At 39.8% G+C, this 20,250-nt stretch carries 20 protein-coding genes and 1 pseudogene; 15 read left to right on the forward strand and 6 right to left on the reverse strand.

Features of this window, described 5'->3' with window-relative positions; translation table 11 throughout:
• Positions 1-133: 133 nt before the first annotated feature.
• Complete coding sequence (locus H6G83_RS23995) at positions 134-1,801, reverse strand: SpoIID/LytB domain-containing protein (RefSeq protein ID WP_190476558.1); 1,668 nt, start codon at positions 1,799-1,801, stop codon at positions 134-136.
• 115 nt (positions 1,802-1,916) lie between these two features.
• Here H6G83_RS23995 and H6G83_RS24000 point away from each other — a divergent pair, with 115 nt between their 5' ends.
• From H6G83_RS24000 to H6G83_RS24015, 4 genes are all read left to right on the forward strand, one after another.
• Positions 1,917-2,180: a ParB N-terminal domain-containing protein gene (locus tag H6G83_RS24000; RefSeq protein WP_190476560.1), complete on the forward strand. Its 264-nt coding sequence runs from the start codon at positions 1,917-1,919 to the stop codon at positions 2,178-2,180.
• Positions 2,181-2,315: 135 nt separating this feature from the next.
• Positions 2,316-2,807 (forward strand): Dps family protein, encoded by a 492-nt coding sequence (locus tag H6G83_RS24005; protein WP_190476562.1) that lies wholly within the window; start codon positions 2,316-2,318, stop codon positions 2,805-2,807.
• Between the two features lie 114 nt (positions 2,808-2,921).
• On the forward strand, positions 2,922-3,557 hold the full coding sequence (grpE, locus tag H6G83_RS24010; protein ID WP_190476564.1) for a nucleotide exchange factor GrpE: 636 nt from the start codon (positions 2,922-2,924) through the stop codon (positions 3,555-3,557).
• A 54-nt stretch (positions 3,558-3,611) separates the two neighbouring features.
• Complete coding sequence (locus H6G83_RS24015) at positions 3,612-4,187, forward strand: Uma2 family endonuclease (protein ID WP_190476567.1); 576 nt, start codon at positions 3,612-3,614, stop codon at positions 4,185-4,187.
• A 136-nt stretch (positions 4,188-4,323) separates the two neighbouring features.
• Here H6G83_RS24015 and H6G83_RS24020 read toward each other — a convergent pair whose 3' ends face one another.
• Positions 4,324-4,683, reverse strand: coding sequence for a helix-turn-helix domain-containing transcriptional regulator (locus tag H6G83_RS24020; RefSeq protein ID WP_190476569.1), 360 nt, complete (start codon positions 4,681-4,683; stop codon positions 4,324-4,326).
• 4 nt (positions 4,684-4,687) lie between these two features.
• Positions 4,688-4,783 (reverse strand): annotated as a pseudogene (locus H6G83_RS35510) (type II toxin-antitoxin system RelE/ParE family toxin); the annotation flags it as partial.
• A gap of 892 nt (positions 4,784-5,675) precedes the next feature.
• Here H6G83_RS35510 and typA point away from each other — a divergent pair.
• The 8 genes from typA to H6G83_RS24060 all read left to right on the forward strand — a co-directional run bounded on the left by typA (position 5,676) and on the right by H6G83_RS24060 (position 10,882).
• On the forward strand, positions 5,676-7,466 hold the full coding sequence (gene typA, locus H6G83_RS24025) for a translational GTPase TypA (protein WP_190476571.1): 1,791 nt from the start codon (positions 5,676-5,678) through the stop codon (positions 7,464-7,466).
• A gap of 110 nt (positions 7,467-7,576) precedes the next feature.
• Positions 7,577-8,995 (forward strand): macro domain-containing protein, encoded by a 1,419-nt coding sequence (locus tag H6G83_RS24030; RefSeq protein ID WP_190476573.1) that lies wholly within the window; start codon positions 7,577-7,579, stop codon positions 8,993-8,995.
• 49 nt (positions 8,996-9,044) lie between these two features.
• Positions 9,045-9,290: a hypothetical protein gene (locus H6G83_RS24035; protein ID WP_190476584.1), complete on the forward strand. Its 246-nt coding sequence runs from the start codon at positions 9,045-9,047 to the stop codon at positions 9,288-9,290.
• Positions 9,291-9,420: 130 nt separating this feature from the next.
• On the forward strand, positions 9,421-9,717 hold the full coding sequence (locus tag H6G83_RS24040) for a DUF4258 domain-containing protein (protein WP_190476586.1): 297 nt from the start codon (positions 9,421-9,423) through the stop codon (positions 9,715-9,717).
• A 4-nt stretch (positions 9,718-9,721) separates the two neighbouring features.
• Complete coding sequence (locus H6G83_RS24045) at positions 9,722-9,964, forward strand: YgiT-type zinc finger protein (RefSeq protein ID WP_190476588.1); 243 nt, start codon at positions 9,722-9,724, stop codon at positions 9,962-9,964.
• A 98-nt stretch (positions 9,965-10,062) separates the two neighbouring features.
• Positions 10,063-10,347 (forward strand): hypothetical protein, encoded by a 285-nt coding sequence (locus tag H6G83_RS24050; RefSeq protein WP_190476589.1) that lies wholly within the window; start codon positions 10,063-10,065, stop codon positions 10,345-10,347.
• A gap of 110 nt (positions 10,348-10,457) precedes the next feature.
• Positions 10,458-10,685 carry a type II toxin-antitoxin system Phd/YefM family antitoxin gene (locus H6G83_RS24055; RefSeq protein WP_190476591.1) on the forward strand — a complete coding sequence of 76 codons (228 nt, stop codon included), beginning with the start codon at positions 10,458-10,460 and terminating at the stop codon, positions 10,683-10,685.
• Positions 10,682-10,882, forward strand: coding sequence for a type II toxin-antitoxin system VapC family toxin (locus H6G83_RS24060; RefSeq protein ID WP_242044774.1), 201 nt, complete (start codon positions 10,682-10,684; stop codon positions 10,880-10,882). Before H6G83_RS24055 ends, H6G83_RS24060 begins: the two co-directional genes overlap by 4 nt.
• A gap of 45 nt (positions 10,883-10,927) precedes the next feature.
• Here the strand turns inward: H6G83_RS24060 and H6G83_RS24065 are convergent, their stop codons facing one another.
• Complete coding sequence (locus H6G83_RS24065) at positions 10,928-12,136, reverse strand: glycosyltransferase family 4 protein (protein ID WP_190476593.1); 1,209 nt, start codon at positions 12,134-12,136, stop codon at positions 10,928-10,930.
• 47 nt (positions 12,137-12,183) lie between these two features.
• Positions 12,184-13,338, reverse strand: coding sequence for a glycosyltransferase (locus H6G83_RS24070; protein WP_242044775.1), 1,155 nt, complete (start codon positions 13,336-13,338; stop codon positions 12,184-12,186).
• Between the two features lie 222 nt (positions 13,339-13,560).
• Between H6G83_RS24070 and H6G83_RS24075 the strand changes: the two genes are divergently transcribed.
• Both H6G83_RS24075 and H6G83_RS24080 read left to right on the forward strand, forming a co-directional pair.
• On the forward strand, positions 13,561-14,649 hold the full coding sequence (locus H6G83_RS24075) for a glycosyltransferase (RefSeq protein WP_190476595.1): 1,089 nt from the start codon (positions 13,561-13,563) through the stop codon (positions 14,647-14,649).
• A gap of 5 nt (positions 14,650-14,654) precedes the next feature.
• The gene (locus H6G83_RS24080) at positions 14,655-15,746 is read left to right on the forward strand and encodes a glycosyltransferase family 1 protein (RefSeq protein WP_190476597.1); all 1,092 of its coding nucleotides are present in this window, start codon (positions 14,655-14,657) and stop codon (positions 15,744-15,746) included.
• 429 nt (positions 15,747-16,175) lie between these two features.
• Here H6G83_RS24080 and H6G83_RS24085 read toward each other — a convergent pair whose 3' ends face one another.
• Entirely contained in the window at positions 16,176-18,263 is a 2,088-nt protein-coding gene (locus tag H6G83_RS24085; protein ID WP_190476599.1) for a GumC family protein, read from the reverse strand.
• A 1,242-nt stretch (positions 18,264-19,505) separates the two neighbouring features.
• Here H6G83_RS24085 and hpsJ-A point away from each other — a divergent pair.
• The gene (hpsJ-A, locus tag H6G83_RS24090; protein ID WP_190476602.1) at positions 19,506-20,249 is read left to right on the forward strand and encodes an HpsJ-like protein, cyanoexosortase A-associated; all 744 of its coding nucleotides are present in this window, start codon (positions 19,506-19,508) and stop codon (positions 20,247-20,249) included.
• The last annotated feature ends 1 nt before the right edge of the window (position 20,250 follow it).

A 20,250-nucleotide genomic window follows, 5' to 3' on the forward strand; every position in this document is an offset into this window, starting at 1 on the left:
ACCATAGGTGGGGAGATGAGGGAGTGGGGGAGCAGAGGAGCAGGGGAGATAGTCTTTCCCCTTTCCCCTTTCCCTTTCCCCTTTCCCCCTTCCTCAGTCCCCAGTCCCCAGTCCCCAGTCCCCAGTCCCTCAATTAAAACTTGATTTCCTCGCTGAGAGGTTGCAGTTTTGTACCAGGATAGTAAAATTGCAGAATTTTGGAGCTAGACCAACCTAGTTTTGCTAGATTTTGTGCGCCAGTCTGACTCAAACCAACGCCATGTCCTAAGCCGCCACCAATGAAAGCAAATCCCCATAAATCTTCTTTGCCTTTGTTGAGGGGTACTAGGTAAAAAAGTGTACTTACGGGGGCAGCAAAGGCACTACGAACTTCGTCTTTATGTAAGGTAAATACACCAATATCTGTTCTGACTGCTAGTTCTAGAATACGTCCGCTTGGACTACGCTCGGTGATAGCCATTGCCTCAATAGTTTTGAATTTGGCATAAGGGCTATTTTTTGCCCGTAAAAACTTCTGTAAGTCTTTGATAATTCTGTCCAATGATGTTTCTTTATACCAACGAAACACATCCCAGCTACTTTCATTGAATCCCTGTTGCAGGCTAATAAATTTCTGGAAGTTCTTTTCATCTTTTAAATTTTGTTTAGAAAAGTCCCAAACGTTGGTGGGCGCATCTACTACCGGGCGCAGATAAGGTCGATCCTCGCCATTCCAAACATCGCTAAAGGAGGCAGTAATCCCACCTGTGGTAGATGAATAAAGTGCATCTATTAGTTCATTATTATAGGTAAGTACCATACCCCTAGTTGCGGCGATCGCTTGATCTATTTTGGCGTTTGTACCGCCCAGTCCGTAATAAACCTGGCAGTGGGTATCAGCACACAACTGATAATTATCTATAGCAAATCTACGTAAATTTCTTAAGGCGTAAGTCCTTGCCAGAATGGCTTGGGCTTCTACTGAGGCTGTTGGGGCGTTAGTGCCAATTTCGTAAGGAACAACGCCACGCAAATATGTTTCTAATGAAACCTTATTGACAAGGGTGTATGTACCATAAGCGTTGGGTTGAACATTAATCCGCCCAGCATACAGTCGGGATGTATCTAATTTTTCACCTTTTCTCAACCGAATTAGGTTTTTAGCTGTGGTAATCTCTACGGTGTTTGGGTTGTAGCGCTTACCATCAACTACCCAACTAACTAGCGGCACTTTTGGCAGTACCCTAGTATCAATATATGCTAAATTATTACCTCCAGCTTTAACGCTGCCAAATAATAAGCGTCGTAGCAAGGGAGTTTTATAGACATCCCGTTTTGCCCAAACCTGCCAACGTTCTGGCTGGGCTATTTCCACCTCTATTCCCTGCTTACGCCAATTTTCAGCACTGTTTTCTGCCATTTCGTAGGTACGATATGTACCCAAAACTACAACCTCTTCAATTGTTGGTTTGGGCAAGGCTTGCATGACTGTTTCTAGCTTGACGGGTTTGTCTGTAAGCAATATCCGCTCTTTGTCCCCTTCGGCAAACTTGAGTTTTAAGCGATCGCCTGTTGTTGGTTCTATTTGCAATTTAGCTTTGGGTTGTTCCCCAAATCGTTGCACAATGCCAATTTTCAGTTCTAAATCTTTAATCCTATCTTCAGTAGCTGATGCGCCTGTCAATCCCAACAAGCAGAATGTCATCAATACTGGATAGGAAAAACGCCAGAACGGATGTTTGACGGCTTTGTAATGCTTTTTCTTTGTGCTGTGGCGCTGATCTGGGGGGAATTGCTCTATAAATTCGTGGTTTTGTCGCATGAACGCTCCAAATAATACCCTTTCCGGTTTTGCTCTCAAAAAAGTTGCAAAACGAAGTCATTATGACTATGATTTATATAGAGATACGAAACAGAATTAATTGAGTTTACACCTCATGGTTAGGGTACAAGAAATTCCGTTAAATCAAATTCGGCGACCATTGCCCCGTGGCAACGATCCCCATAAAGTACAAGCCCTAATGGAATCGATCGCCGCAATTGGACAACAGGAACCCATAGACGTTCTCGAAGTAGATGGACAATATTATGGCTTTTCTGGTTGCCATAGATATGAAGCCTGCCAACGTTTAGGTAAAGAAACCATTTTAGCGAGAGTTCGCAAAGCTCCGCGTAGTGTTTTGAAGATGCACCTAGCGTAGAGAATAGGGAGTGGAGAGTGGGGGAGATGAGGGAGCAGAGGGGCAGAGGAGCAATATTTTCCCTTTCCCCTTTCCCCTTTCCCCTTTCCCCCTTCCCCCTTCCCCAATTAATAATTACTCAATTAGGAGACATTTATGGCATCTCAAGGAACAATTAATAATGTAAATATCGGCATTGATGACGCGAATCGGGCTAAAATCGCCGAGGGGTTGTCTCGCCTGTTGGCTGACACCTATACACTTTATTTGAAAACACATAATTTTCATTGGAACGTGACAGGGCCAATGTTTCAAACACTGCACCTCATGTTTGAAACACAGTATACAGAATTAGCTCTAGCAGTGGATTTAATTGCTGAAAGAATTAGAGCGCTTGGTTATCCAGCACCAGGGACTTACAGCGAATATGCCAAACTGAGTTCAATTCCTGAAACTCCAGGGGTTCCCAAAGCTAAGGAAATGATTCGCTTGCTAGTGGAAGGACAGGAAGCTGTTGTGAGAACAGCACGTTCTATTTTTCCTGTGGTAGATGAAGTCAACGACGAACCCACGGCAGATTTACTAACTCAACGGATGCAGGTGCATGAAAAAACTGCTTGGATGTTGAGAAGTTTGCTGGAAGAATAAGAGGGAGTAACCCACCCCTAACCCCTCCAAGGAGGGGAACCCAGAGGTGGGGGAGAAAGGGTAGAAGTTACCCTTTCCCCTTTTCCTTTTTCCCTCTTGTTTCTTCAATCTCGTATGTCTGATTTTTCTCAAAAGTTGCAAAATTTAATGCAACAGGCAGGTATTTCTAGTTTTAAAGCTTTGAGTCGCCAAGCTAGCGTTTCCGAGTATCAAGTGTTGCGCCTGCGTCAAGGCAAGCTAGAACAGATGCGCTTGGATATACTATTAAAGCTATCAAAGGCACTACAAATACCCTTGAGCCAATTATTATCAACTTTTCTAGAATCAGATATCGAACCCTCCCCAGTCTCCAGTCCCCAAGAAATCGCTGACTTAAAAAGAGAGTATGAGCGATCGCAGCTTCAACTACAACAGCAGCGAGAAATATTACGGCAAGAGTTCCAGCAGTCGAGTTTACAATTGCTGGAAACTTTATTATTGCAATGGCCGACAGCCGCTAAGAAAGCGCAAGATGATCATCAATTAGCGGCTGTGAAAATTGTGCCATTAGTACAAAATTCTTTACAAAAATTATTACAAGCTTGGGGGATAGAGGCGATCGCATCTGTAGGCGCGGAGATACCTTATGATCCGCAACTGCATCAATTAAAAGGCGGAACAGCACAGCCTGGTGAAACAGTTATAGTCACCCACCTCGGCTATTGTCAGGGCGACAGACTACTTTATCGTGCCACAGTTAAAAAATTATAGCGATTTTCCTCAGCATACAATGGGAATAACTTTCCAACTTCTCATAACATCATCATGAACAGCAAACAAATAACGGTGCAGTCTTTCTATACTGTCACTGATGAAGAATTGATGTTGATGAGTTCACAAAACCCAGAACTGAGGTTTGAACGTAACGCTGATGGAACTATAGAAACTATGCCACCAACCGGGGGAATTTCTGGTAATCGAGAGGCGAAAGCCGTAACTTTTTTAATGACTTGGGTAGACAGTCAAGATTTAGGTGAAGTTTTTGGGCCGAGTACTGGTTTTAGACTAGCTAATTCTGCGGTGCGATCGCCTGATGCAGCTTTCGTTGCTAAAGGACGCTTACCAGAAAATTGGGATCAGCAAGAGGATAAGTTTATCAATTTAGCGCCTGACTTTGTAATAGAAATTCGCTCCAAAAATGACAGCTTATCCAAACTCAAAACCAAGATGGAAGAATATATTACCAACGGTGTCAAGTTAGGATGGTTAATTGATAGTAAAAATCGACAAGCTTTAGTTTATCGTCAAGATGGTTCAGTTACCCAATATCCAGCCACAGCCATCTTAAGTGGTGAAGATATTGTACCAGGGTTTACATTAGCATTAGCAAAATTATTGTAATTGAGTTCGTAGTAAGGACTTTAGTCCTTCATACAAAACTCAACTCCTAACGGCAAACCTTATACCGTTGATGTATTAGCAGATTGGCAAATAACAACAGCAGATATTTTTAGTTGGTTGAAGGTGAAATAATTAACTATACAGTCAATTCAGATTGATCAGCAGTATTAGTAAAATGATTATCTGCGTTTTCAACAACAGCCACAGTAAGTTTTAATCCTAAAGCATTTAACCAACTACCCAAATTATAAATTGCTTCGCTTCCTGTTTGAGATAACAACTCATCTAGTTTTTCTCGATGCTGTTTAGCTTGTTCAGGAGTCATATTTTGTTCGCTAAGTGCTTCAGCTACATGACTTAGTGCTAATTTAAGCAGTCTAGGATCGGGTTCTTCTCCGGCTTCTAATTCCATATGTGTTTCCAAATACCCAGCCGCATAATTTGGATCTTGAAGACGGGCAATGAGAAAATCATGATAAGGTAAGCTCTTAGGCATAAGTTTAACTCCTATAATCAGTCCAGTATTCTATAGCTTGGGAAATCTCTTGTTCTTGAGTGCTTTTATCCCCGCCGCACAAAAGAAGCACAATTGTAGTAAATCTTAAGTAGTGGCGTGGCAAGGCTAAAATGTTGCAAAAAATTTTCTTGTGGTGTAGGCATCTTGCCTGCACTGGACGGGCAAGATGCCCATCCCACAAGAGTTGGCTAATGCACAAATTTAGTCTAGACAGTCCACTAGTGGCGTGGCAAGCCTAAACTTGTGCATTAGCGAAAAATCTATCATCTTGTTCATCTGCGTTCATCTGCGTTCATCTGCGTTCAAATTTATCCAAACCTATTGCCACATTTTAGCCTTGCCAGTCCAGTAGGGTGTGTTACGGCTATGAAAAGATTTGAGACAAAAAGACGTTGAAATTTAGCCGTAACGCACCCCCGCATAGATGGTGTGTTAGGCGTTAGGATAGTTTTTTAGTGACCAATCATATCGAAAATAAGCGCCTAACACACCCTACAGTAATTTTATTTTTACTTTATAAACAACCTCTGAGAGTGAAAAACCACTCATCAAAAGGAATCTGGCCATCAGGGGTTATGTAACGTCGAACTTCTCACGGTTGTGCTTCCATGATTTTATTTTAGGATACAGGCGATGCCTTCTCTTTCAGAGACGCTACCGCGAACGGCAAAGCTTCTCTACGAGACGCTACGCGAACGCTAACGCACTTGTCCTAAATTTGAGTAAACTAACCGTAAATGGGGCTAAGGTGCAAATAATCACTATATATTTGGTCTATTCTGCAAATAAATGCCTGGAAGTGCATGATGCTGGAAAAAAGCTGCATTGATAAAGCCCACTAGAATTGTGACAATTACGCTAGAATTATTAAAGCTTCTTTACAGAATTTGCTTAACATCCCCGATTCTGTTAAAACAGCCTTGACCTAAATGTAAATTGTAAAATTCCCCCTAGACTCACTAAAAGCCTCTATGACGCTCCCAATTCGTAACGTCGCCATTATCGCCCACGTTGACCACGGCAAGACCACCTTGGTTGATGCACTTCTGAGACAGTCCGGCATTTTCCGAGAAGGTGAAGACGTTCCGGATTGCGTTATGGACTCCAATGACCTAGAACGGGAAAGAGGAATTACGATTCTGGCGAAGAATACAGCCGTTCGCTATAAAGAAACCCTAATCAATATTATTGATACCCCCGGACACGCTGACTTCGGTGGCGAAGTTGAACGGGTACTCGGCATGGTTGACGGTTGTATCCTGATTGTTGATGCTAACGAAGGCCCCATGCCCCAGACTCGCTTTGTGTTGAAAAAAGCCCTGGAAAAAGGTCTACGTCCTATCGTTGTGGTCAACAAAATCGACCGTCCCCAAGCAGAACCCCACGGTGCTATTGATAAAGTATTGGATCTGTTCTTGGAATTAGGCGCAGATGATGACCAGTGTGATTTCCCTTATCTGTTCGCCTCTGGTTTGTCTGGTTATGCAAAAGAATCCTTGGAAGAGGAACCCAAGGATATGCAGCCTTTATTTGATGCAATTTTACGCCACGTTCCACCCCCAGTAGGTGATGCTACTAAGCCTCTGCAATTGCAAGTCACCACCCTAGATTATTCTGAATATCTGGGACGGATTGTGATTGGGAGAATCCACAACGGCACAATTCGTAGCGGACAACAGGCTGCTTTGGTAACAGAAAGTGGTGCAATTGTCAAGGCAAAAATTAGTAAGTTGTTGGGTTTTGAAGGACTCAAGCGGGTGGAATTAGAAGAAGCCTCCGCAGGTCTGATTGTGGCTGTGGCTGGTTTCGCTGATGCTAACATCGGGGAAACAATCACCGACCCCAACGAACCCCAAGCATTACCATTAATTAAAGTAGATGAGCCTACCTTGCAGATGACCTTCTGGGTGAATGATTCGCCCTTTGCAGGTCAAGAAGGTAAACTGGTGACATCTAGACAAGTGCGCGATCGCCTATTCCGCGAACTAGAAACTAACGTCGCCCTGCGCGTAGAAGAAACCGACTCCCCCGATAAATTCCTCGTCTCCGGTCGTGGTGAACTCCACCTGGGTATCTTAATCGAAACCATGCGCCGTGAGGGTTACGAGTTCCAAGTATCTCAGCCACAGGTAATTTACCGCGAAGTCAACGGTCAACCATGCGAACCTTATGAATTGTTAGTGTTAGACGTTCCTTCCGATGCAGTTGGTAGCTGTATTGAACGTTTAGGACAACGCAAAGGCGAAATGCAGGATATGCAGCCAGGGGTTAGCAACCGTACTCAGTTAGAGTTTGTCATTCCCGCCCGTGGTTTGATTGGTTTCCGTGGTGAATTTATGCGGATGACCCGTGGCGAAGGTATCATGAACCACAGCTTCTTAGATTATCGTCCGCTTTGTGGTGAGATTGAAGCCCGGAACAAAGGTGTATTAATTGCTTTTGAAGAAGGTGTTTCTACTTTCTACGCCATGAAGAACGCAGAAGATAGAGGTTTGTTCTTCATCACTCCTGGTACTAAAGTGTACAAGGGTATGATTGTGGGTGAACACAACCGTCCCCAAGACTTGGAATTAAACGTTTGCAAAACCAAGCAGTTAACCAACCACCGCGCCTCCGGTGGCGATGAGTTAGTTCAGTTGCAAGCACCTGTAGAAATGAGTCTCGAACGGGCGTTAGAGTACATCGGCCCCGATGAGTTGGTGGAAGTAACACCTCAATCTATTCGTTTAAGAAAGATGGCGAAGAAGTTAGCGAAAAGGTAAGTAAAATTACTGAATTAATAAAAAGCCTGCGGATGCAGGCTTTTTTGTTGGCTATACTGAGTGCTGTTATAATTTGCTCACCCAGGCAGAAAACATCTATTAAATAAATTATGATACCCGAAATATCAACTATTTCTTTTTTAATTGGAATAATTGCAGGCATGATTTTCTACCTTGATGGGTGGAGAGCTTCTACTGGTAGCAAAAAACTTTCAGATTCTCAGCGTTATAGAGGTTTACTAATAGTAGTTGGTGGCGGTGTAGTTAGTCCACTTCTAGATAAATTTATTTTGGAAACTGACAAGTATGATTTTTTTAAAGGCTATCTATTTGGGGTTGTTTTCGGTTGGTTAATCTTATTTATTAGTGTCACTTTACTATATGTTATTTGGAAGAGTACCAAAGATTTACCACAGAATAATAACTCTTATAGAATTGGGCAAATATCTTATTCATTTATAGAAATAATATCGGGAGGTATTAACGTTGATCCTATTCGACGGCAGCAAGAACTAGAAAATCAAATATTTGAAAATAAACTTGCCGAAATTAAACAAAAACTAAGGCAAGAAGATCCTAAAGCTTATGTTGCACTTGAGGAGCAAATAATACAAAGTCAACAGTACGCTCTGAAAGCTCAAAAGGACAATTTAGAAACTTTAAAAGTTGCAATTAATCAAGCTACCTCCCAACCTGAACAAGAAGCAGAAAAGCTTATTCAAGATAAAAATCAGCTAATTCAAACGCTTGTAGGTGAATTAGAGTTAGCTCGAAATCGCTATAATGAAAATAAGGAAGATAGCGGAAAGCTACAAAAAATAATAGATGAATATACTATACAATTGCATCGTCAAGAAAATGAAACAAGAGAATTACGCGAATTAATTAATAATTTCAAAAATCAAGTAATTAGCGAATCGGAATTTTCAAAACTAATAACATTTAAAAGAATAAATCAATATGAGATGGGAGGCTTATTTATAGGAGAATTAGCTATAAATGGTAGATTAATTAAAATTTATCATGGTGATATTACCAATCTTATAACAGATGTTGTTGTCAGTTCAGATGACAGTTATTTAACAATGGGAGGAGGTGTATCTTACAGAATCCGTTGTGAAGGGGGTAACGAAATATATACAGAAGCTCAGAAATTAGTTCCTCTCTCATTGGGCGAAGTTGTAGTTACAACAGCAGGTAAACTATCGGCAAGCAAGGTATTTCATGGAGTGGTTATCGATTTTGACACTGGCAAAGGGCCTTCTAAAGAAGTAATCCAGCAGGTCATACACACTAGCTTAGAAAAAGCAAGTAGAGCTAGTTATCGATGTATTGCTTTTCCTTTGCTTGGTACTGGAGCCGGAGGATTTTCAGCCATAGAAGCATTAAAAATAATATTAAATCAAATAATAAAAGACCTGTCTAATCAATCGCAAAGTATTGTTGAAGTGACTATTGCTATTTATGGAAGCGTCGCGCAAGTCATAGATATTGAAGCTGTAATTGAGGAAGTAAAAAGTAATAGGTGAATGTATCCGTACATAATAATTATCAGCACCCGCAAAGAGAGAAAGTTTCATGAAGAAGGAAGTTGAAAACGAAATGGAAGATGAATTATGTTATGAGTATGACTTTGCCCAAATGGAAGGAGGAGTTAGAGGTAAATATGTTGAGCGATATCGGACACAAACGAACCTAGTACGTTTAGATCCCGATGTTGCACAGGCTTTTCCCAACGATGAAGCAGTGAATAACGCATTAAGATTACTAATCGAAATTGCCCAGCGTCAGCAACAGAGTAATAATGTACAGAGAACAAAATAAAAGTTGTTGGCTGAAGTTAAGATAGTGAAGCGATCGCTCAAAACTGAACCCAACTTCAGCCTATACTAACCAAGCCTGATTTTTTACTTAAGGCTTGGTAAAATGAGCAAAATGTTACTAAAACAAACAAGTGCCTCGTAGTGATATTGACCGTATTAGAGAAAAGATTAGACTCCGCCAATATGATATGTCAGCCCATGCAATGGAAGAAATGGCTGAGGATATGCTGACAATTTTGGATGTGGAAGAGGCTGTTTTTACAGGTCAAGTTATCCGGGTTGAAAAAGATGATCCAAGAGGCACAAAATATATAGTAGTGGGAACTGCATTAGATCAACAAACGCCTGTTGGGATTGTTGGGCGTTTCGCAACTAGTGGACGTTATCTGATTATTACTGTTTATGAAGTTACAGAGCTTGAGGGCTAGGCGTATGTATGGATATAAATGCGAGTATTGCGAAGGAACCGTTCAACCCCGGACTGTTAAGCGTGAAGCATTTAAACATAGAGATGGATTTGTCATTCTTGAAGATGTGACAATAGGTATTTGTGATAACTGTGGAAATCGCTATTATTCTGCTGATATTCTCCATGCGGTTCATGCTGTTGCAACTGGCGCGAAACCTCCAGAAAGAACCGAAGAAATTCCCGTCGCTCATCTAGAATCAGCATAAACAAAGTTGTGTGTAAAAAATAATTTATTAAACCACGGAGACACAGAGAACACAGAGAGAATTTGCTCGGAAAGCGATACGCAAGGAGCGAGAATATTATGAAAGCTGAAGCACTGAAAAAGCGATTAGATAAAAATCGTCCGATGACGACAATCACAATTCGCATTCCTGAAGATGTAATTGAAGATTTGAAGAGAATAGCACCATTATTAGGGTTCTCTGGTTATCAGCCCTTAGTTCGTGCTTATATTGGACAAGGACTCAGATCTGATCTTGAGCGTCTAGAGGGTGATACGGTTTCAGCTTTGATTGCTAGCTTGAAACGTCACGGTGTGAGTGATGAGGTAATTAATGAAGCCCTGAATGAATTGGCTCAAAGATAGTTGAATTTGCAGTTAAACTCAGTAGCGGAGTGAAAAAGCGATCGCTCAAAACTGAACCCAACTTCAGCCTATACTAAAAAACGAAGACAAGAAAAATATTGCCCTCATAAATGCACCAAGTTAATTTGCAAGAAGCTGAGACTCGCCTAGCAGAACTAATTGAAGAAGCGGCTACTGGTGAAGAAGTCATCATCACACGTAGCGATGGTACATCTTTCAAGATTGTGCCGCTTGGTGGTGTAGAAGCACGTCCTAAGTTTGGTAGTGCTAGGGGTTTAGTGAAAATGTCAGATGATTTTGATGAGCCTTTGGCGGATTTTGAGGAATACGCTCCATGAGGCTAATGCTCGACACCCATACATTTTTATGGTTTATTGAGGGCAGTTTGAATCTTAGTGATACGGCAAAAAACCTGATTGAAGATCAGCGAAATCAAAGGTTTTTGAGCGTTGCTAGTCTTTGGGAAATGTCTATATTGCGTTTTCACCCTGTGGGAATACGCGATCGCTTGTTAGCCAGACGCAAAGCCGAGTAAACTGAGATATTGCCATTCTTGGCAGATGATAACTTTAACACACTACTAATCTTGCTTCAAGGCTGAGTAAATCGCCAAAATTTGCTGCCCTAAACGTTCATGGTTAAAATGTTCTGTGACAGTATGTCTGGCATTTTTAGAAATGAATTGACGTTTTTGCGAGTTTTCTAGCAAATCTAAAATCGCTGCTGCTAAAGCAGTCGGTTCCCTTGGTGGTACACCAACTGCATCATAATTATGAGTAAATAACTCAGCAGCGCCACCTGCTTGAGAGACTACCACAGGTTTACCACAAGCCATTGCTTCCACTATTGCCAGCCCAAATGGTTCTGGTTGGGTACTGGCATGAACTATAATATCTAACCAACGGTAAATTTTGACTATATCTTGCTGAAAACCTATAAAATCAATTCTTTCTGTAATTCCCAGATCTGAGGCTTTATTTTTTAACTCTGGTTCGGAAAATTGAGAACCGCGAGTTTTATAAATTGCTCCACCAACGATACAGAAACGAACGCTTAAGTTCGGATGCGCTTTGACAATTTGATGTGCTGCTTCCAAAAAAATGTCCTGTCCTTTCCAACGTGCAAATGTAGCTACTAATCCAACTTTCAGGATAAAGTTAGAACAAGGAGTAGTGGGAACAGCAGGGGAGAAGTAATTTATGTCTACAGCATTGTAAATTACTTCAATTGGTAGCCGAGGTAGAGTGATTTTGGCATCTTGAGCAACAGCTTGGGATATAGCTATTCCCAGTGTCGCGCGAAAGCTTATCCATTTTAAGAGTTTTGCCATTAACGGTCGTGAGCCGTAGAAGTCATGGATGTGCCAAATAACAGGTGTATCCTTTACTCCAGCAAATGCTGTTAATAAGTGAGTTTTAATACCATTAGAATGAATTAAATCTGGATTAATTTTATGTATTAATTGGTGAAATTCTTGAAAATATTTATTTATGCTGGGTAAAACTTTTATTAATTGTAGTAGTAACATCAATGCGCTGACAGCTTTACTACTACCTTTATTGCTACTTTTAAAGGCACTATCACCTAATTGATTAAATTCTTCTGGCAATTTCAATAGTGTGACCTGTACTCCTAATTTTTCAGACTCTTTGATTAATGCGCCATCTGTACCTACAATCAGGTATAGTTGGAGATTTGGTTGTGTATTTAGGAGCGCAGCAAAGATAGTCAGCAATACTTTCTCCGCACCACCAATTGCTCCGATAGGATTCACAAATAGAATTTTCATATAGTTTTCACGATTAATCTTTGTTTTTAATTCGTCCTTCTTGTGTTTTATTGATGAGAAACTAACTGTAAATATGATTGTGCAATAATCTCGGTATGGTTAGACCAAGAATACTTCTCAGCTTCAGCTAAACGCAAATTAATAGCGGGTGCAAGATTTGGTTTTGCTAATACTTGCTCTAGCATCTTTACCCAAGCTGATATATCTTCCGTCGGACAATACAATACTCCTTGTCCACCTACCTCACGCAGAACAGGAATATCGCTAACAACGAGAATTGCTCCACAGGCTAAAGCTTCAATCACAGGTAAGCCAAATCCCTCTGCTTCACTGGTTAATAACACTACTGATGCTCGTCGATAAAGGGCTGCTATGGTTGAACGCTGTAAACCTTGTAGATAAATTATTGATTCGCCGATATTCAGCTGCGAAATTTGTTGCAGTTGACTTTGTGTCCACTCCCCACTGACTTTGACGAGTCGCAGAGATGGATAAATAGTTCTGGTTCGTGCAAATACTTCTAAAAGAATGTCAATGCGTTTGCGCTTGATGCAGCTACCAACGTGTAATAGAAAAGGTGCATTACCTATTTGTTCTAAAATTTTTTGGTCAGTCTGACTAGTGTTCTCGGTAGTAATATTAAATTCTGGAGCAAAACCATAGGGAGCGTAAACTAGGCGTGATGGTTCCACTAGTTGATATTGCTCTATTTGCCTTTTTACTTCTGCGGTGGAATAAAATACAACAGCACATGACTGTAGACCAAGCAAAATTTTGCGTGACATGGCTTGATACCATCTAGGGCGAGGTTCTTGGGCTGGCTCTAGCAATGAACGAAAAGCATCTATATCGTGGCAGTATACACCTGTACGTTCTGGTGGCAAGATATGGACTAGGTGGGCATAGCTGTGATCAGCAACATGATATAAATCAAAATCTGCTGTCCGTTGACTAAGGTAACGGGGATAGTCCCAAAACCGATTGAGTAAGCGGTCAGTATTGTAAGTAAAGCGCTTTTTTTTCAACCAGGGGATTTTTTGACAACGCCCTTGAAATGTTGGACATACCTGTATGGCTTGAATAGCTGTATCATGTTCAGCTTGTAAATGCTTGAGTAGCATCTGAGCGCACAAATCCATACTAGGCCAGTTTTCTTCGGGGTAATCACAAAGAATTGCCAAGCGTATTCGATTTTTAGTCAAGGTTTTGCTCTTCTATAATTTTCCATTACGGCAAATAAAAAATGTTTGGCTGTTGATAAATCCTCCCAACCAACCGACAGGGGAGAACAATGTCTGTTCAATTTCAAATTCTTTGCTCAATTGCTGACGCAAAGCAAGCCAATTAAATTCCTTACGGACATCACTTTTTTTATGGGGTATAGTGTATCACTAATATTAATCTATTACTGTGAGAACAACCACATGAAGAGTGCTGAAATTTTGGTCTTTGCCACTAAAGGTACAAAATCGAATGAGGAGGCTAGAATATTAAAACTTTTACAAAAGTTTAGTTTGCAAGTTGTACCATTTGAACGAGCTAATAAGTTCAAAAGCTTTATTAACATCATTCAACAAGCTTTGCAGACAAAACCCAGACTGATAGTTATGGAAGGTACTGGAGTTTTAGGAGGTATGGCTTGTTTATTCCTACAATGGTTTTTTCACATTCCCTATGTTGTTAGCAGTGGGGATGCGATCGCGCCTTTCATTAGTTTAAATTATCCGCTCATCGTCCCAATCGTAAAGGTTTATGAACAAACGCTCTGCCGCTTTTGCGCTGGGTTTATCGGTTGGACACCTTACTTAGTGGGTCGGGCGCTAACTTTTGGCGCACCCAAAGGAGTAACTGCTGCGGGTTGGGCATATTTTTCTCGCACTGTGGAACAATTAGCTGATAGTCGTGTGAGCATTCGTCAGCAACTAGGAATTCCTGATGACTCTCTAGTATTTGGATTATTGGGTTCAATAGTGTTGATTGAGCGATTTCAATACTGCTATGGTTACGAATTAATCAAAGCCTTCCAGAAAATCAACCCTAACAACGTCACCATCTTAGTAGTGGGGGATGGAAGTGGGCTTGCTTATTTAAAGCAATTAGCTGGTGAGGATATGGGGAAACGAATTTTTTTGCCTGGTAATGTTCCTTATGAGCAAGTGCTGGACTACATGGCAGCTATGGATGTAGCTAGCTTACCTCAGAGTGTGGATGCAGTTGGTAGCTTTCGCTATACAACAAAGCTAAGTGAATATATAGCAGCGAGATTACCAGTAATTACAAGTCAAATTCCTATGGCATATGATATTGCTGGAGATTGGGTTTGGCGGCTACCAGGGGCTAAACCTTGGGAAGAATGTTATATTGATGCCCTAGCTAATTTGATGGCAACTGTTACAGATGAAGCGATAGCCATCAAGAAACAAGCTATACCCATTCAGCCATCAGATTTTGATCTAGAAACACAAGTAGTTCGGGTCACAAATTTTATTACCGAAATCATGAAGACAAACTAAATATAATGAGTCAGTTAAATCATCAAATTATTTTTATTGTTCCCCGTCTACCCCCTGCTGTGGATGGAGTTGGAGATTATGCTCTAAATTTAGCCAAGCAACTGCGTCAAGATTTTGGCATAGTAATTAACTTTGTAGTTGGAGATCCAAATTGGTCTGGTGAAGCGTCTGTAGAGGGATTTGCAGTTAAACAAGTAGCTGATTGCTCCAGAGCAGCTTTGTCAGAATTACTACCGTCTAACCAGCACCCAACAACAGTTCTCTTGCATTATGTAGGTTATGGTTATGCAAGGCGAGGCTGTCCGGTTTGGTTAGTAGAAGGGTTGGAGTATTGGCGAAAAGCTGTAACTAAGGGACAATTGGTGACGATGTTTCATGAACTCTATGCTTTTGGTTCTATATGGACAAGTCAGTTTTGGACATCGCCAGTGCAAAGAAATTTAGCTGCACGTCTGGTGCGGTTGAGCGATCGCTGTCTTACCAACAAGCAGGGATATGCTGATATTATTAATAAATTAGGTCAAGGAAAACACTCGACAATTCCAGCTTTGCCAGTTTTTTCTAACATAGGTGAACCAAAACATATCACCTCTTTATTAGAACGTTCTCGAAGTTTGGTAGTATTTGGCAGTCCTGGTTCCCGTTCTCGTGTTTATTTGAATTCGCAATTAGCGTTGCAGCGAACTTGTCTCGAATTGGAAATTGATGAAATTTTAGATATTGGGCCACCTCTAGATTATAAAATTGATGCAGTCAATGCCATTCCTGTTGTTTGTATGGGAGTTAAGTCTGCTCAGGAAATCAGCAACTTATTATTAAACTCTCTGGTAGGTTTTTTTAACTACCATACACAATACTTGGCAAAATCAACGATTTTCGCAGCTTACTGCGCTCATGGATTACTCCCTATAGGTATGTCCTATAAAGGTCAAGATGTTGATGGTTTAGAAGCAGGAAAACACTATTGGTTAGCGGACAAGTATTTACAAACGATGAACTTATCAACAGGACAAATAGTTGCAGATAACGCTTATGCTTGGTATCAAAAGCACCAGCTATCAGTCCAAGCTCATACTTTTATGAACTGTCTAAGTTGACACTTGAGGATTGTACCTGCTCATCTCATAAACTTTGAAAAAGATGGCATAAATCCAAATATGTGCCTGACTTATGGACTTACGCATCAAGATAGTTTATTAAACTGGGTGTAGCAGGGTGGTTTCATACAATCAGAGAAAAAAGATTATTGTGTTTCAAAGCCTCTCCCCCAAGGGGGGAGAGGTTTGGAGAGGGGTCAAAATCTCTGCTACAAAACGAAAAATCAAGACTTATAAATTTTTCTTTTTCTGTATGAAACCACCCTGGTTTATTAAACTGAGTGTAGGGGAGTAAGGGTTTTGAAAACTTACAGTCCTGTACCCCTATAAGCTTATCAAAACCCTTGATTTTTCGTCTTCATGCGTAAGTCCTATTTCTATGTACGCTGATTTCGACTTGGTATAACTGAATATAATATCAAAGATCATTTACATACTACTCATGTTATATCCCGAATATTGCTGATTAGCCTTAACTCCATTAATAGCTATACCTAAAACATTTTGATCTGCTTTCTCTAATAGTTCTTTAGAAAGAGAAACACTATCAGCATCAGCAACTCCAGGGCGAACCACAAACAAAATTCCATTCACCAGTTTGCCTAAAATAGTTGCATCAGCAGCTACAGTCAAAGGAGGGCTATCGATGATGACAAAATCGTATTTTTGCGCCGCTTGTGCTATAAATATAGCCATTTGGCTAGAATCAAGCAGTGCAGATGGGTTATGAGTCATTTCACCAGATGCTAAAACTTCTAAGTTGGGTGCAACTTCAATAACAGCCTGCTCCAAATCTGACTCACTTTTGAGAACGTTACTTAAGCCAAGCTCATTAGCCATTTCCCAAATTTTATGTTGGCTGGGATTACGCAAATCAGCGTCTACTAGCAGTACTTCGCGCCCAAGTTGAGATATGGAAATTGCTAGGTTGGCAGCAATTGTCGATTTTCCTTCTTTAGGTACAGCGCTTGATACCACAATAACTTTTATTGGTTGCTTTGAATTAAACACTCTCAAATTAGTCTGCAACATCCGAAAAGCTTCACTGACAGGAGAGTCGGGTTTGTTTTTAACGATTAATTCAGGAATGGGATTGTCATTGGTAAATGGTGGAATATAGCCTAGTAATGTATAGTCAAGTAAATCTCTGGCAGACTTTGTTGTTTTGATGGTTTTATCGAATTTCTCCAACATAAACGCAGTGAGTCCAGCTAGGACAAGTCCACCAATTAATCCCTGCAACAAGTTTATATATTGACGGCTCTTAATTGGTACTCCCGGAATTAATGCCGGTGTTACAACCAAAGCATTACTTACCTGTAGATTTTCCGCTACCTGAAGTTCCTGATACCGAGCTAAAAGACTTTGATAGTTAGAATCAGTTGCAGTTATTTCCCGCTCTAGCTGGCGTTGCTGCAATTCTAACTGTGGTAAAGTATTAGCTCTTTGTCTATAAGATTTGATGACTTCAGCTAAAGCTTTCAAACGTACATGCAAACTCAGGCGTTCTGCTTCAATGCTAGCGTAGTTACCCAGAATTCCTTGTTGCAGACCTTGACCTCTCAGCTGCACAATTTTTTCAGGATTTTTCTCTTGATTTAAACGCCCCGCACTGCCGATAAAACTTTGTTCTATACGTTGCTGAAGTTGCTTTTTAAGAACAGCTTCCTCTTCTTTGAGATTAATTACCGTAGGATGATTATCTGTCAAACGCAGCCTTAAAAGTTCAATTTTTTGTTGAGTTTCTTGTAACTGTCCGAGAACTAAAGTTGTTGATGGAGACTCACCCACAAAACCAGCAACTACAGCCTCTTGGGGAGAGACACCAAATAGTTCTTTGATTGATTCCATACGTGCAGTTTGAGACGCTAGATCGGATCTAGTTGCAGCTACTTGTCTGTCTAACTCAGAAAGAATCCCAACGCTTGATGACGCTTCTGCTTTTAAGTCTAAAACTCTATTTTGTTGTTTAAAATATTGGAGATTTTTTTCAGCAACTTGTAACGCAGCTTTTCTCAACGGTAATTGTTGAGCAATAAAGTCTCTAGCAGATTTGGTTTGAGCGCGATTAGCATTAATATCATTTTCTATATAAATCCTCATTAAGGTATTAATAATTTCCGATGCCTTTCTTGGGTCTGTATCTGTATAATAAATTTCTAATATATCTGTATTTTCCAGATTTCTTACTTGTAGGTTTTTCAAAAATACTAAAGGGTGAATATTGAGGCGGAGAGCCTTGATAGTTCTTTCAGCTAGAGGTAGGGAACGCAGAACTGCTACCTCTGTTCCTAAAGGTCTACCGCTTACCGAACTCTCCAACTGTCCTAATTGGTTCCCTACTCCTGTAAGCGAAGAGGTAGCGTTCTTTTTGAGTACAAGTTGCCCCGATGCCTGATAAACTGGCGTTTCTATTACAGTTTTAACAATACTTAATATTAAAAGCAGCCCAAAAACTATAGAAGTAGGCAACCACCGACGCTTGAGAATCGTCCAATATTGTAAATGTTCTTCCATCTTCTTCTCTAGTAATTTTATATTTACCGAATTATAATCAGAATAGAATTTGAATGCCTATTGATGCCTGATATTTGTATTACCCATATTGATAGAACTTACACTGATCGTCAATAGTTTTTTTCTAAAAGCAAGTTAGCTCATAAAATTTCAGCCAATTTATTAAGAATTTATAGTATAATTACGGATGACAATTATTGAAATATAGTGAAGCTTTAGTATAAATACTTGAATTTTAAGTAACTCTCAACTTGCACATTTTCAAACCCTAATATGGGCTTATAAAAAAAATGATCAAAATATGCTTGTTTTATATTTTGCGGGAACTTGAGTCGCGCCAGGGAGACGCTTATATTTTGCACTAGCCTATTATTGACCAAATAATGGGATGAAAAGTTCATTATTTCGTAAGGCGGGCATTGTCTATTACCTGCTAATTGAGAAAATACAAAATGTCAGATAATAGCACATCGAAAATTAGGGATGATTTTAATTTTTTAGGTGATATTTTTGGATTCAATCTAAATTTTATCAGTTCTTGCGTGTAAATATTTAATAGAGTGTCTATTTTAATTTTGGCTACTGACATGAATATAATAGGACTTACGCAAGTGTCATAATCAAACTCACTGTAGGGTGCGTCAGTCCCAATAATTTCGTACAGATTCAAGGATTTTCCACATCTGACGCACCCTACAATTGTTCCAGTTGCGTAAGTCTTGAAAATGTAGATGTACTCTTGACATTTTAAAAAATTAAGTTTAATTGGCTTAAAATCAAGTTCAAGAAGCAAAAAGCGACAATTTTCATTGTTCTGCTGTACATAAGCGATTAGAGCTACTTCTTATAATCTGGCTTATTAAATTAATAAATGAATGTTGTCAGGATAAATACTTAATGCTAAATGACTATCCAGCAGAATTTAAGTGTAAATACTGTTTTGATTTTTGCCCAAATTCATAATGAGGATATTTTGTTGGATTTTCTACTGACATTCACAATATAAAATCAAAATTAACATCTATCTATTGACATACACGGGGGAGGTGGAAATATGATTATGAACAATCTAACAAAGCTTGTGCAGTTTATACAGTCAATACAGTCAGGATTGGTTGTAAATCAGGCATCACTATTATCGTTTTTGGTGATTTTTTGCGTGATGCCAGTTTTATTGTTGATTTTTTCTGTTCGTTATAAGCCGCCTAGTAGTTCACGACGACTTGTTGTAATCCCATCGTAATGAAAACCAAAAAACAAGAAAAAGTTATTAAAAAACCTGTAGAAATTACAGAAATTATTGAAAAGCGCTCATTCGGCTTATTACGGTTTCTTGGCTATACCCTACTTATATTTTCTCTGGTTGACTACCTTGCCATTCTTATTCCTCCTCGCTTAACAAATCCCAATTGGGAATTTCAAGTAATTGGACAAATGGTCGATCATGTATGGTCTATCTTAATAGGATTAATATTTATATTTTTATATAGCCAACCCAGCATTATCAAACCTAAACAACTCTCAATTCTAAAATTTTTCTCTTGGGTTACTTTGACAATCGGTATCCTCTATCTATTAATGCTGCCTTTAGGAATTAATAACAGCTTGACTATCTATAGAAATATTAATAATCAATTTACTAATCAACAGGCACAACAAGAAGAACAACTACAAAAAATAACCGAAAAACTGAAAACAATAAATTCTCCGCAAGAATTAACTAACATAGCCAATAGTTTAAACCTGCAAAATCAAATTGCATCTAGCCAATCTCCTCAAGACTTGAAAAATAAAATATCTCAGCAAATTCAAACATCTGCTCAAAATACTCTAGTATCTGCTAATATAGCCAAGCGAGAACAAATTAAAAATCTAATTAAAACGTCTGTACGAATTAACTTAGGAGCAATAATATCTGGTGTTTGCTTCATTACCCTGTGGAGACTGACTCGTTGGGTTCGTGTAATTGAGAAAAATGTTAATTAAG

The organism is Anabaena azotica FACHB-119, from assembly GCF_014697625.1.
GTDB lineage: Bacteria > Cyanobacteriota > Cyanobacteriia > Cyanobacteriales > Nostocaceae > Trichormus > Trichormus azoticus_A.

What these genes read in the sequence shown, in the direction of transcription:
- H6G83_RS24075 (WP_190476595.1), top strand. Translation starts at nt 13,561, where the DNA reads ATGAAGAGTGCTGAAATTTTGGTCTTTGCCACTAAAGGTACAAAATCG.
- H6G83_RS24055 (WP_190476591.1), top strand. Translation starts at nt 10,458, where the DNA reads ATGCACCAAGTTAATTTGCAAGAAGCTGAGACTCGCCTAGCAGAACTA.
- H6G83_RS24005 (WP_190476562.1), top strand. Translation starts at nt 2,316, where the DNA reads ATGGCATCTCAAGGAACAATTAATAATGTAAATATCGGCATTGATGAC.
- hpsJ-A (WP_190476602.1), top strand. Translation starts at nt 19,506, where the DNA reads ATGAAAACCAAAAAACAAGAAAAAGTTATTAAAAAACCTGTAGAAATT.
- H6G83_RS24020 (WP_190476569.1), bottom strand. Translation starts at nt 4,683, where the DNA reads ATGCCTAAGAGCTTACCTTATCATGATTTTCTCATTGCCCGTCTTCAA.
- grpE (WP_190476564.1), top strand. Translation starts at nt 2,922, where the DNA reads ATGTCTGATTTTTCTCAAAAGTTGCAAAATTTAATGCAACAGGCAGGT.
- H6G83_RS24085 (WP_190476599.1), bottom strand. Translation starts at nt 18,263, where the DNA reads ATGGAAGAACATTTACAATATTGGACGATTCTCAAGCGTCGGTGGTTG.
- typA (WP_190476571.1), top strand. Translation starts at nt 5,676, where the DNA reads ATGACGCTCCCAATTCGTAACGTCGCCATTATCGCCCACGTTGACCAC.
- H6G83_RS24015 (WP_190476567.1), top strand. Translation starts at nt 3,612, where the DNA reads ATGAACAGCAAACAAATAACGGTGCAGTCTTTCTATACTGTCACTGAT.
- H6G83_RS23995 (WP_190476558.1), bottom strand. Translation starts at nt 1,801, where the DNA reads ATGCGACAAAACCACGAATTTATAGAGCAATTCCCCCCAGATCAGCGC.
- H6G83_RS24060 (WP_242044774.1), top strand. Translation starts at nt 10,682, where the DNA reads ATGAGGCTAATGCTCGACACCCATACATTTTTATGGTTTATTGAGGGC.
- H6G83_RS24065 (WP_190476593.1), bottom strand. Translation starts at nt 12,136, where the DNA reads ATGAAAATTCTATTTGTGAATCCTATCGGAGCAATTGGTGGTGCGGAG.
- H6G83_RS24030 (WP_190476573.1), top strand. Translation starts at nt 7,577, where the DNA reads ATGATACCCGAAATATCAACTATTTCTTTTTTAATTGGAATAATTGCA.
- H6G83_RS24050 (WP_190476589.1), top strand. Translation starts at nt 10,063, where the DNA reads ATGAAAGCTGAAGCACTGAAAAAGCGATTAGATAAAAATCGTCCGATG.
- H6G83_RS24080 (WP_190476597.1), top strand. Translation starts at nt 14,655, where the DNA reads ATGAGTCAGTTAAATCATCAAATTATTTTTATTGTTCCCCGTCTACCC.
- H6G83_RS24035 (WP_190476584.1), top strand. Translation starts at nt 9,045, where the DNA reads ATGAAGAAGGAAGTTGAAAACGAAATGGAAGATGAATTATGTTATGAG.
- H6G83_RS24000 (WP_190476560.1), top strand. Translation starts at nt 1,917, where the DNA reads ATGGTTAGGGTACAAGAAATTCCGTTAAATCAAATTCGGCGACCATTG.
- H6G83_RS24045 (WP_190476588.1), top strand. Translation starts at nt 9,722, where the DNA reads ATGTATGGATATAAATGCGAGTATTGCGAAGGAACCGTTCAACCCCGG.